The 12,931-nt window shown below is 36.7% G+C and carries 12 protein-coding genes; 8 read left to right on the plus strand and 4 right to left on the minus strand.

Annotated features, from left to right (window positions below):
* The first annotated feature begins 17 nt into the window (after positions 1-17).
* Entirely contained in the window at positions 18-515 is a 498-nt protein-coding gene (locus HU235_RS05480) for a GNAT family N-acetyltransferase (protein ID WP_370877262.1), read from the plus strand.
* Here the strand turns inward: HU235_RS05480 and HU235_RS05485 are convergent.
* From HU235_RS05485 to HU235_RS05500, 4 genes are all read right to left on the minus strand, one after another.
* On the minus strand, positions 512-979 hold the full coding sequence (locus HU235_RS05485) for a CBO0543 family protein (protein ID WP_174879549.1): 468 nt from the start codon (positions 977-979) through the stop codon (positions 512-514). The genes HU235_RS05480 and HU235_RS05485 overlap by 4 nt on opposite strands.
* Before the next feature lie 222 nt (positions 980-1,201).
* Positions 1,202-1,612 (minus strand): DUF4275 family protein, encoded by a 411-nt coding sequence (locus HU235_RS05490; protein WP_370877261.1) that lies wholly within the window; start codon positions 1,610-1,612, stop codon positions 1,202-1,204.
* A complete protein-coding gene (locus HU235_RS05495; protein ID WP_174879551.1) occupies positions 1,602-2,603 on the minus strand; it encodes a sensor histidine kinase in 1,002 nt (333 codons plus the stop codon). Before HU235_RS05495 ends, HU235_RS05490 begins: the two co-directional genes overlap by 11 nt.
* A gap of 10 nt (positions 2,604-2,613) precedes the next feature.
* The gene (locus tag HU235_RS05500) at positions 2,614-3,315 is read right to left on the minus strand and encodes a LytR/AlgR family response regulator transcription factor (RefSeq protein ID WP_095300523.1); all 702 of its coding nucleotides are present in this window, start codon (positions 3,313-3,315) and stop codon (positions 2,614-2,616) included.
* A 166-nt stretch (positions 3,316-3,481) separates the two neighbouring features.
* Here HU235_RS05500 and HU235_RS05505 point away from each other — a divergent pair, with 166 nt between their 5' ends.
* The 7 genes from HU235_RS05505 to HU235_RS05535 all read left to right on the plus strand — a co-directional run bounded on the left by HU235_RS05505 (position 3,482) and on the right by HU235_RS05535 (position 12,906).
* Entirely contained in the window at positions 3,482-4,222 is a 741-nt protein-coding gene (locus HU235_RS05505) for an ATP-binding cassette domain-containing protein (protein ID WP_095300521.1), read from the plus strand.
* Positions 4,222-5,388 (plus strand): ABC transporter permease, encoded by a 1,167-nt coding sequence (locus HU235_RS05510; protein ID WP_095300519.1) that lies wholly within the window; start codon positions 4,222-4,224, stop codon positions 5,386-5,388. Before HU235_RS05505 ends, HU235_RS05510 begins: the two co-directional genes overlap by 1 nt.
* 249 nt (positions 5,389-5,637) lie before the next feature.
* Entirely contained in the window at positions 5,638-6,663 is a 1,026-nt protein-coding gene (locus HU235_RS05515; RefSeq protein WP_174879552.1) for an ABC transporter substrate-binding protein, read from the plus strand.
* Between the two features lie 20 nt (positions 6,664-6,683).
* Positions 6,684-8,411: an ABC transporter permease gene (locus HU235_RS05520; protein ID WP_174879553.1), complete on the plus strand. Its 1,728-nt coding sequence runs from the start codon at positions 6,684-6,686 to the stop codon at positions 8,409-8,411.
* Complete coding sequence (locus HU235_RS05525) at positions 8,395-9,486, plus strand: ABC transporter ATP-binding protein (protein WP_174879554.1); 1,092 nt, start codon at positions 8,395-8,397, stop codon at positions 9,484-9,486. Before HU235_RS05520 ends, HU235_RS05525 begins: the two co-directional genes overlap by 17 nt.
* 839 nt (positions 9,487-10,325) lie before the next feature.
* Positions 10,326-11,573 carry an MFS transporter gene (locus tag HU235_RS05530; RefSeq protein WP_174879555.1) on the plus strand — a complete coding sequence of 416 codons (1,248 nt, stop codon included), beginning with the start codon at positions 10,326-10,328 and terminating at the stop codon, positions 11,571-11,573.
* A 97-nt stretch (positions 11,574-11,670) separates the two neighbouring features.
* Positions 11,671-12,906: a 3D domain-containing protein gene (locus HU235_RS05535; protein ID WP_174879556.1), complete on the plus strand. Its 1,236-nt coding sequence runs from the start codon at positions 11,671-11,673 to the stop codon at positions 12,904-12,906.
* The last annotated feature ends 25 nt before the right edge of the window (positions 12,907-12,931 follow it).

A 12,931-nucleotide genomic window follows, 5' to 3' on the forward strand; every position in this document is an offset into this window, starting at 1 on the left:
TAATAGTGGGAGGGGCGATGAAGGTGGACGTTACAATTCGGGAAATGCAAATAGAAGATATCAAACAAGTACAGCAAGTCGCGAAAACAAGTTGGCATTATACATACGAAGGCATTATTCCATATGATATTCAAAAAAGCTTTCTAAATTCAGCTTATAGTGATGAAATGATGCAAAAACGATTAAAAAATTCATTCATTTGGGTTTCAGAGGTTGGGGGAAAAATTGTTGGCTTTATTAACTTTTCCCCCGTTAAGGAGAATGGGAAAGCTGAGCTTGCTGCTGTTTATATCCTTCCTGAGCACCACGGTAAAGGGATTGGTACATCCCTATTAAAAAAGGGAATTAAAACCCTTGAAGGTATAAAAGAAATAGGAATAAATGTCGAAAAGGATAATCATATCGGAACAACGTTTTACAAAGCAAAAGGATTTAACATCGTTTCGGAATTTGATGATTATTTTGATGGACATATTCTAAAAACAGTAAGAATGGTTTTAAAAGTGGAAAACTAACTCCCCTTACGTTTTAATTTGCGTGTGATTCGTAAATTTAGCGTTAGAATATAAAAAATCAGTGGATAACTTACGAACGAATACCATAGCTTCCATCCATTATGATAAAAAAAATCACCTTGTAAAAACACCCATTCAAAGAAAACGCCAATTATTGTGCAAATCATAATATAGAGAAACTGTATTAAAGGTGATTTTCTGTAAGGATAAAAATTCAAATATAGAATATTTACGGCAGAAAAAAGCAAAATAGCGATTGGGATTGTTTGAAAGCTTACTCCTTTATCAAAATAACCATATAAGTCATACTTAATATCTAAAATAATATTGGCGAGTATTTCAAAATAAAGAGCAAAAAACGTTGTTGTATACATTTCCATTTTCGTAATATGCTTTTTTGAAAAAATAATAATTAACCAAAAAATAATTGCTGTTGTATAAGGAATGACATATGTAGCTACCATGCTGGTTCTCCAATTCTCTATTCTAACTAAAGGAGCATTTTTTCATAGACAGTATTTCAGTTTCGCGCAAATGTAATTGACAACAAATGGAATCCTCTCTTTATAGTTGCTCAATACGATTGTTTTTATTCTTTTTGTCAAAAATCATTTATCCAAAATAAAGTGAAGAATATTTTTTCACATAAAACAAGCGAACCTTCACGCTGAAGATTCGCTTGTTTCCTAGTTTCTTTTAATAAAAAACGGACCTATTTCACTTTCATGTGTACATATAAATGACCAACCGTTATCCCAATCCAAAACGTACATATCACTATAGTTCATATGAGCTTCAACATAAGGAAGGTCAGTCACTTTAAGAGACCCGGCATGTTCAAAAAGGTATGCTTCGTCAACAAATTGATAAAACACCATGAATTTATGCTTTGCCTGTTTGTGAAAAGCTTCTATTGCTGCTTCCTTCTCCAAACACTCTACTCTTTCCCAACTACACAAATGCCATAGAAAATAATCCATCCCAATTTCCTTTTGTTCCTCATATGTAAGATGACCTGCACATATTTCACGCCACCGTTCTCGTAAATATCTTCCCCACTTCGGTATTTCTAAACTACTAAAGCTTTTATTTCGCACTTTTTTCATTCCCAACAATTAATGGAAGCTTTATTTTTATTAATAATTCATCATGAAAATAATTGTAGCTTAAACGTCCATGGTGTGATTCCACCAGTTTTGAAATAATATATGTCCCAAGTCCTTGATGGTTCTCACCTTTTGTACTTATTTCAAAGCTATCAAACAATTTATCTAACAAATGCTTATCTGGAAAATATGCACTATTTTTGATTTCAAAAATATAAATGCCTCCGTGAATTTCCGTTCGGACATTTAAGCTTGAACGGTTAAATCGCATATGGTAGGTTTCTGCACCCTCTACTGCATTTTCAACTAAGTTCGTTACAAATTGAACCTGGTCGATTTTGTTCATCGGAATCGCCGAAACAGGTGCATCTAGCTTATACACTACCTTCGTGCCATTTTTCTCAGCTCGCTTCTTTTCCTTCAAAAGAATTGCCGCGATATGAGCTTCTTCACCTTTTATTGTCTGATTGATTTCCTGGTACTCACCTAGCAGCTCACGAAAATATTGCTTTACCTCAACGCTTGCATCCTGGTCAATTAAATAATCTATCGCATTAACATGTTTTAAAAAGTCATGCCTTTGGCTGCGAATTGTAAGAAATTGCTCATTCATTTCGGTTATTTTTGCTTCAATTTGAACAATCTGCTCCTTTTCCTTCGCTAATCGAGGATAGAGCTTTATCCGGATTAACTCACAAAAAAGAATTCCACACATTCCAACAACCTGTATTTCAACGGTTCCTGCCAGTATAACAATTAGTAAAAATACGATTTGTATACCAACTATATGGATTGTTTCCTCTATCGGCAATGCAGCAAGTAAAAACCGCATTTGTTTTAACTCATTGCGATAATAAAATGAGATACCTCCGCTTATACAAAGCAGGATGATGAGCGATAAATATGAATGACTTACGAAAAGCTGGATCCAGCCAATAAGATGGATGATAAAAATGATGCCTGGATAATAAAAAGATTTCACTTTCATTCCCCTAGTTGTAAAACTTGTCTTGTAGCTTATCAAGACTCATTTTTGTGATGATTGCGGTTTTTTTCGTCCCTTGAAAATGTACTGTATAGGAATTTTTCGTATATAGTGAGAAGTTTTTTACATAATGAATGTTAATAATAAATCCTCGATGTGACCTAACGAAATGTGAGCCTGATAGCTCCTCTTCAAGCTCATTTAACGTTTGGTATGTTGTATATTCTCCCTCGCTTGTATTAATCGTTGTTGATCGGCCCGTTCTTTCAATATATATAATATCCTTCTTATCGATAAAAAAGATTTCCGATTTATTTTTCAACACTAATTTTGCTTTATCAACTACTTCGTTTTTCTTTTGAAGCCGATTAATTCCCTTTAGCAACCGTTCCTTTGAAAAAGGCTTCATAATGTAATCCAGAACATTTAGCTCAAAGGCATGAACAGCATAGCCACTATGACCCGTTACAAAAATGACGCTTATATCCATTGCATAACTATTGATAAAATCAGCAAGCTCATAGCCTGATAATGCTGGCATTTCGATATCGGTAATGAGCAAATCAATATTCCCCTCTTTAATTAGGGTATAGGCTTCCTCAGAATTATTTGTCGCAAAGACAATTTCAATATTCTCTTCCTTTGATAGAGTAATTGTTAACTTCTCTAAGTCATATTTCTGGTCATCTACTAATCCAACCTTAATCATGCTCCCACTCGTTCCAAGTATAGATTTACCAATAGTTTATCACGTTCATGAGAGGATTTGGTATTTTCACGACAAAAAAAGGAAGTTTCACGACATGATCGGTGTATATAAATAAGAAATTCCTTATGATGAAGACAGTTAAAGCAGTCAAGGGAGGAACTAAAAAATGATTGATATCCAACATGTATCAAGATTTTTTAAAGATAAGAAAAATACAATTGAAGCCGTTAAAGATGTTTCATTTCAAATAAAAAAAGGTGATGTCGTTGGACTACTTGGGGAAAATGGGGCAGGGAAAACAACATTGCTTCGAATGATATCAACAATATTAGAGCCTTCAGCAGGAACCATCCATATCGAAGGCATCAACATCCATAAGGATCCAATGAAAATCAAAGCAAAAATTGGTGTTTTATTCGGTAGTGAAACAGGCTTATATGACAGATTAACAGCTCGTGAAAATCTAGCTTATTTCGCAAAGCTATACGGGATGAGTCAGCATGAAACGAAGACGAGAATTGATTATCTTGCTGTTCGCTTCGGAATGAAGGATTACTTAGATCGAAGAGTAGGAGGATTTTCTAAAGGTATGCGTCAAAAGGTTACAATCGCTCGGACACTCATCCATAACCCGGAAATTATCCTTTTTGATGAACCAACAACAGGACTTGATATCACGTCGGCAAATATGTTTCGTGAATTGATTCATCAGCTACGAAAGGAAGGCAAAACGATTATTTTCTCAAGCCATATCATGGAAGAAGTGAAACAGCTTTGCCAATCGATTGTGATGATTCACAAAGGAGAAATGGTATATAACGGTACGATCGACGAATTATACAAACAAGAAGAAAGTGAAGATTTAAATTACATCTTTATGTCTCGAATTGTTAGGGGGGCTAACTAATGGCTTGGCATGTATTTATGAAGGAATTAAAGGATGCATTACGTGATCGAAAAACTATTGTTTTAAGCATCCTTCTACCAATATTATTCAATATCGGATTATTGTTCTTTATGGAAAAGGTATTTATGAATGATGAGGTTGAACAAGTAAAAGTAGCGGTTGATTCTGCTTCAGACAAACAAGTGACGAATTGGTTAGAGGATATTGAAGAATTAGAGATTGTTTCATCTGAGGACCCTTTAAAAATGGTCGAAAATGGAGACGCAGTTGTTGCTATTTCAACAGATTCAGATTTTATGAAACAGCTAGAAAAAGGTGAAATGCCAGAAGTGATTATCCAGGCTGATCCAACAAGTACAAAGGGTGGAAACGCCTCAGATCTCATTGCCAATACGCTAACAATGAAAAAACAAGAGTTTATTCAGCAACGCCTTGTTGAACATCAAATTGACCCGTCGGAAATTGAGCCTTTTCAAATTAGTTTAAAGAGCGTAAGTGAAGGTGACGATATGTCCCTTTATATGGTTAGTATTTTTGCTCAGCTCATTATTGTCCTTGCAGTACTTATGGGAGGACTACCTGCTGCAAATGACTTGTTCGCAGGTGAAAAGGAACGAAAGACAATGGAAGCATTGCTTATGACACCTGTTCATCGACTTCATATTATTCTTGGGAAATGGTTAACGATTTCCGCGCTAAGTATGATTAGTGGTATTTTCTCAGTCATAACTTTTATTGTTGGTGTGAACTTGTTTACCGAGAATTTAGCAGAAGCTCTTCAATTGGATAAAAATATTGGATTTTTCACAGTGAGCTTACTTGTCGGAATTATTTTCTTTGCCCTGCTTATTTCAAGCTTGGAAATGGTGCTTAGCTTATTAGCTAATACGATGAAGGAAGCGCAAAACTATATTTCGCCAGTGACGACATTAGCGATGGTTCCTTATTTTATCTTAATCGGAACGTCAGCGAACGAATTATCAGCAACATATTTTATGATTCCGTTTTTAAATATCTATGCGCTTATTAAGCAATTAATCTATGGCATTTACGATGCAACGAGTATCCTCCTCGTTGTCGGGAGCTCAACAATCTTTATCGTTATCTCCTTCCTCATTGCATATGTCATGTTTTCAAAAAGCAAATGGGTGCTTGGAAAAGGATAAGCTTCAGTAAATTCCTTTATGCTGATTCGTTAGGGAAAGGACTAACAATCAACATAAAGGATTTTTATTTTTTCTTCGCAAACTTCTATCCCCCTTTACATAATCCGATATTTTTTTACATTAATTTTACAAAAGCTCTACCGTCTCTTTATTACTCCTTAATATTGAATGAATAGACTAGGACTTATGAGAGATTCGTCGCTCGTTTAATCTCTAGCAATAATTGATTCATATAGGAGGATTTCATTCATGGCAAAGGTAAAAAAACTTCTTAGCTTTTTTCTTATTCTTTTCTTATTAGCTGCATGTAGTAGCAATTCTTCTTCATCGAATAACGGTGGAGAATCAAGCGATATCTCAGGCGATTTATCCTTTTACACATCACAGCCTGACGAGGATGCTCAAAAGCTTGTTGATGCATTTAATGAAAAATATCCAGATGTAAATGTGGAAATTTTCCGCTCGGGTACAGAAGAAGTCATTAGTAAAATTCAAGCAGAGCAACAGGCTGGCGAGGTTCAAGCAGATGTTCTTCTTGTCGCAGATGCAGTTACATTTGAAAGCTTAAAGGCTGAGGATATGCTCTTATCCTATAAATCTAATGAGATAAGTGAAATTCCTGAAGAATTTGTCGATAAAGATGGCATGTACACAGGAACAAAGGTAATGGCGACTATTTTAGCAATAAACACAGATAAAGTAACTGATGCACCAGATTCCTGGCAGGTGTTAGCTTCTGAGGAGGCAAAGGAGCAAGCCATTATGCCAAGTCCGTTATATTCAGGAGCTGCTGCGTATAATCTCGGCGTATTTACTCGAAATGATGAATTCAATTGGGAGTTCTATGAAAAGTTAAAGGACAATCAGATTATGGTGACAGAAGGAAACGGTGCAGTCCAACAAGCAGTAGCCTCTGGGGAAAAAGCGTATGGCATGGTTGTTGACTACATTGTCGCTCGGGCAAAAGCGGAAGGTTCACCAATTGATTTAATATATCCTAAAGAAGGTGTTCCAGTTATTACAGAACCAATTGCGATTATGAAAGAGACGAAGAATGAGAAAGCAGCAAAAGCATTCGTTGACTTCGTATTATCTGAGGATGGTCAAAACCTCGCTGCTGAAATCGGCTATACACCGATTCGCAAAGGCATAAAAGCACCAGAAGGACTAAAAACAATTGAAGAAATGAAAGTATTAAATGCTGAATTGAATGAATTATATCAGGATCGTGAAGCAGACAAGGAAGAATTCAGCAAATTATTTGGAGATCAATAGATAGAAAAGAGGCAGCAAACATGTTTCAGTTAGCACGTTTAAAGGGGAATCTATCTCAAAGATTCCCCTCTGTTTATCTAAAAGCACTTGGATTTCTTCTCGTCTTTCTAATCTTTTTTGTTCCAGTTGTCAGACTCATACTTTTAAGCATCTCCTCTGAAAACGGATTAACCATTGAGCATTTTCAAGAGATTTTATCAGAGCAAGCAACATGGAAAACAATCTACAACACCCTTATCATTGTCACTGGATCGACGATTCTATCCGTTTGCTTAGGAGTGGCAACAGCATGGCTCATTGCTTATACAAATATTCACCATAAAAGGCTTCTGCAAATCTTTATCTTTTTGCCATTTATTATTCCATCGTATATGACGACGTTAGCATGGACACAGTTTATGGGCGTAAATGGTCCTGTCGCAGCCTTTCTAAACCTATTACCAGGCCAGCTACAACCGATTAATTTATATAGCATATCTGGGATTATTGTTGTAATGGGCTTTTCTCATTATCCATTAGTTTACTTGTTAACAGTTAGTGTATTACGGAAAATTCCGAGAGAGCTTGAAATGGCGGCTAGTATTTCTGGTAGCTCAAGGTGGAAAACATTTCGGAGAATCACATTGCCTCTTGCTCTACCAGGGATTGCTAGTGGCGGACTTTTAGCCTTTTTAGCAAATTTAGATAATTTCGGGATTCCCGCATTTTTAGGGATACCAGCCAATATTCGTGTGTTAAGCACCTATATTTATGAGCAGATTATCGGCTTTGGACCTTCTGCATTTGCTAAAGGAGCTGTACTTTCCGTTATGTTAGGGCTAATAGCTATCATCGGTACACTCATTCAATGGTTACTTTTAAAGCGTTCAAAGCAAATCGAAGCATCTAGAGAGGATATGGAGCCGCGGTTTACACTGTCTAAGAAAAAGCGCTTAGTTGTTCAAGGAATACTATGGTTCTTCCTCATCTCAACAAGCATCGTCCCGTTGTTATCAATGGCAGCAACTTCCCTTATCAAGGCATACGGGCTTGAATTTACTTTACAAAATATTAGTTTAAAGCATTTCGAATTTGTCCTTTTCTCTAGCTCTAAAACAGCGAATGCAATCGAAAATAGTGTAAAGCTAGCAGCAATCGTTACATTAATAGGGCTTTTTATCGGTACTATCATCGCCTATTTACGTGTAAGAAAACCGACGCTTTTAACGAAAACGATCGAAATCATGATTGCCATTCCATATGCTCTTCCTGGAACAGTGCTTGCTCTTGCCCTTATTTTCACATGGATGGAGCCTATTCCCGGGTGGAATCCAGGAATATATGGATCCGTTTGGATAATGTATATCGCATATTTTACGAGGTTTCTAATTTTACAGGTTCGGGGCAGTGTAACATCACTTCTGCAAATTGATGTATCGATGGAACATGCCGCGAGAACGAGTGGTGCCTCCTTGTTTACGAAATGGAAAAGGATCCTGATTCCACTTATTTTGCCAGGGTTAATGAGTGGAGCCTTTTTAGTCTTTCTTACCGCTTTAACTGAATTAACGGTTTCTTCCTTACTATGGTCAAGTGGAACAGAAACGATCGGTCTCGTTATTTTTAATTTTGAACAAGCAGGATATACAACACATGCAACTGCATTTTCAATGGTTATCCTTCTTCTCATGCTCGTCGGATTTCTTTTTATGTTTCTTATTCAAAAGATTTGGGAAAGCAAGGTGATGCATAATGGCAACAGACATTAGAAATGTTAGCAAAGTATTTAGTAAGACAACTGCTCTGCACTCAATTAATCTCTCTATTAATGACGGAGAATTTGTTGCAATATTAGGTCCATCAGGCTGTGGAAAAACAACCTTATTGAGGCTTTTGGCTGGATTTGATTCCCCATCAGAGGGTGAAATTTATATGAATGGACAATGTGTCAGTGAAAAAAATAAAACTACTCCACCAGAAAAACGAAATATTGGAATGGTGTTTCAATCATTTGCATTATGGCCTCATATGAATGTTAAGGAGCATATTCGCTTTCCCCTTCTTCATCATCAATTTGTGAAAAAGGAGATGAAAGCAAATCCTGAAAAACGAATTGAGGAAGTACTACAAATTGTAAATCTTCAATCATTTTCACATCGAATGCCACACGAGCTTTCCGGAGGGCAAAAGCAAAGAGTTGCATTAGCTCGGGCTATTGCCCCAAAGCCAGCACTATTATTGATGGATGAGCCATTAAGTAGTTTAGATGCAGAGCTACGAATGGATATGCGTAGAGAAATTCAACAGCTCCATCGTATAACAGGAGCAACGATTATTTATGTGACCCACGACCAGGAAGAAGCCCTTGCAATGGCTGATAAAATTGTTGTCATGAATAATGGTAAGATTGAACAATTTGATACACCACAGCAAATATATTACAATCCACGAACTGAATTTGTCGCTAAATTTGTTGGTAAAGCGAATATGATTGAAGGAATTTGGTGCGATGAAATCACCTTTGAGCCGTTTGGCACTTCGACCCCTATTCAATGGAAAAACATAAGAGTCGAATCGCAATTAAAGGAAAAAAACCTTTGTCCAGTTCGACCAGAACAGTTTTCAGTATCGGATAGTGCGGAAGGCTTTCCAGGTGAAGTCATGACCGTTCAATTTCAAGGAAAAGAGATTCATTATTCGATTAAAACTGAATTAGGTCTGCTTACAATTCACGAGGATGCTTTAAAGAAACCGTTTCGTGTTGGCGATCACGTATCAATTATGTTAAAACAGCCGTCAATGAGAAATGAATATGCTAAAACATCTGCTTTAAGTTTAAATTGAATGCTCTTTTCTAAAAGATTGTTGTTTTTTTAGTACTAACTATATAAAGGATGATTGGATCTGATTGCGAGACTCCTGCGGGATGCGTGGGAGGGTTAATCTTGAGCAGGTGTTTACCCTGAGAAGGCTCACCACCCACCCTGCGGAAAACGAGTACTGCATGAGAAAATCAACCACGAACAACTACACTTTAAAAAAGAAACAAAGATTGTGAAACAGCCAAATTGAAAAAGGTTGCCAACTTTTATTCGGTTTGGCAACCTTCTCTTTTTTTGTCCACGCTCAGTTACCAAAGTGTGATGCTCTAAATCCTTGTCCCAATTTTTCCAGTTTAATTGAAAGGTTCCTAAATGATTTTGATACACATAATTTCTTAAAATCGACCATGATTGTCTCCTCATATTCCAAGGCACGCTGAATGGAGTCGTTGTACCAGCTTTGTATTGGAATATCATATAATTCAAGAATGTCCCCTTCTGCAAAATATTTTTCTAAGTAAACGAAAAAATATTTTTACCTAGTCCAGTCACTTCGTACACATATGGCAATGTAATGATCGGCTTTATTATTTCAATCCAGTATTTATCAGCTTCTGAAATTTGTACAATTATTGTAGCATTCAATTTCAACTGGTAACTCGAAAGGTCTCGGTGATGCTAAAATCTGAATGCTCAACATATTCCCACCTTTTCTGTTTCATTATTCCCTATTCCTATTAAGCTTCCTTTGTTACTAACAATATAAAATCTCTTGAATTTTTCCACATAAATGACAATAATATGGTTTAAAGGACTATTTCGGAATTCGAAATAATATCAAACGAAAAGGGGATTATACTTATGTCCACTGCCACAGTACAAAAACAGCCTGTTCCATATTCGAAGGACACAGGTACGGTTTACAACATTTTATTTATTATTGGCTTATGTCATCTATTAAACGATAGTATCCAATCCGTTATTCCTGCGATGTTTCCAATTTTAGAGGACTCAATGGGGCTAACCTTTACACAGCTTGGATTCATTGGCTTTGCATTAAACATGGTCTCATCCGTCATGCAGCCAGTTGTTGGCCTATATACAGATAAACGTCCGATGCCCTATGCCCTTCCGATCGGCTTAACCTTTAGTATGCTCGGGGTGTTAGGACTTGCATTTGCCCCTTCCTTTATTACGATACTGCTATCTGTAATATTTATCGGACTAGGCTCAGCTGTCTTTCATCCTGAAGGCTCGAGAGTGGCTTATATGGCTGCAGGAAAACGCCGCGGCTTAGCTCAATCAATCTATCAGGTAGGTGGAAATAGCGGTCAGGCTCTTGCACCGCTTATAACCGCGCTTATCCTTGTCCCATTTGGCCAATTCGGTTCGATATATTTTACGATTGTTGCTGCAATAGCCGTTGCCTTTTTAGTCTATATTGCAAAATGGTATTCTAGTAGATTACAAGATTTACAACCTACCCGGAAGCAACAAACTACTAATAAGGTAAATTCAAATAATAGCTCTATTACTAAGGCAGTAAGAAATGCACTGCTTATCATTATCTTCCTTATTTTTGCTCGATCATGGTATGGAAGTGCGATATCAAATTTTTATACCTTCTATGCGATGGAAAAATACCATTTATCAATAGCCGAGTCACAAATTTATATCTTTATCTTTTTATTACTTGGTGCAGTCGGTACATTTTTAGGTGGACCGTTAGCAGATAAATTTGGCAAGAGAAACGTCATTATTGTCTCCTTGCTTGCAACAGTACCACTTACCATTCTATTGCCTTTTGTTGGTCCAACCGTTTCACTGATTGTGTTAGCGTTGATCGGTCTAATATTAATGTCTAGCTTTTCAGTAACAGTTGTTTACGCTCAAGAGCTTGTTCCTGGAAAAATTGGTACGATGTCTGGTTTAACTGTTGGCCTCGCATTTGGAATGGGCGCTATTGGCTCCATCGCTTTAGGTACGTTAATTGATTTTATCGGATTAACACCGACAATGATTTCTATTTCATTTTTACCTTTAATTGGTATTCTTGCATTTCTTTTACCAACTGATCGGACGCTTTTAGAGTGGCAAAAAGGAAAATAATACCTATATTGTAAGTATTTTCATGGATTTTTAATCTAATTGTAACCTACGGGGCCCCTTTCTATGTTATAACTAGTTAAGAGAAAGGGGTTGCTTTATGCGAGCTTTAAAGCGAACAATTGCCACACTTATGATTCTTTTATTATCTTTACCTATTTCCTATGTGGCAAATGCAGCATCAACTAATGACACTTTAAATAGTGCAGAGAAACAGCTAGAGCAGAATCAACAAACCATTCTTCAAAAGGAAAAAGAACAGCAAGCTGTTGATGAAGAAGTCAAAGAGATTCAAGAAAATGTCCAAGCTATTGAAGCAGAAATCTCTAAAAATGAGCAAAGTCTATCAGATGTTCAAACAAAAATAACAGAAATTCAACAAATCATAGAGGAAAAGAAAGAGCAAATTGTCCTGCTTCAAGACAAGGTTTATGCTCGCGAAGGCATTATGGAGCAGCGCCTAAAAGCACTGCAGCATAGTGATCATACAACGATTGTCATTGAAACTCTCATCAACTCTGACAGCATTGGGAATTTCTTTGAAAGAATCGGTGCAGTTACAACACTATTAAATGCCGACAAAAAAATACTCGATGAACAAGAGGCTGACCTAAAACAAATTGAAGAAGATAAGAAAGAAATAGATATCCAAGAGCAGCTATTAATTAATCAACAAGTTGAGCTTGAATCAAAAAAGGCAACGCTAGAAGAAAATTATGCAAAACGAACTGAAGCGCTCGTAAAAATGCAAGAGAAATATACGAAGCTAGCTTCTGAAATAAGCCTTGCTGAACAGGAAAAGAGTAAAATCCAATCACAAATTAGCTCAATTCAGGAGCAAATCAAAAAAGAAGAAGCTGCTGCTAAGGCTAGAGCTGCTGAACTAGCTAAAGCGAAAAAAGCAAAAGAGGAAGCTCGTGCACAGCAAATAGCCGAGCCACCAGTTACTAAATCACAATCTAAACCTAAATCTTCTTCTACAACTAAAACTAAGGGTTCATCTAATAATAATTCAGCTAAGGAATCATCTAATGATTCATCAAAGTCTGGCAAGGAATTATATGTAACAGCAACTGCATATAGCCATGAAGATACGAAAAGTGATGTTACGTATTTAGGCTACAATATTAAAGAAAATCCAAATATGAAACTAATTGCTGTAGACCCTGGTGTTATACCACTCGGCTCAAAGGTATGGGTTGAAGGTTACGGAGTTGCGATTGCCGGTGATACTGGTGGAGCAATTATCGGTCATAAAATCGATGTCCTGATGCCTAACAAAGCAAAAGCATTACAATGGGGCCGCAAAACTGTAAAAATTATCATCTTAGATTAATCATACAAAGAACAATCCTTCGTGG

This window comes from Metabacillus niabensis (genome assembly GCF_902829255.1).
Lineage (GTDB): Bacteria > Bacillota > Bacilli > Bacillales > Bacillaceae > Metabacillus > Metabacillus niabensis.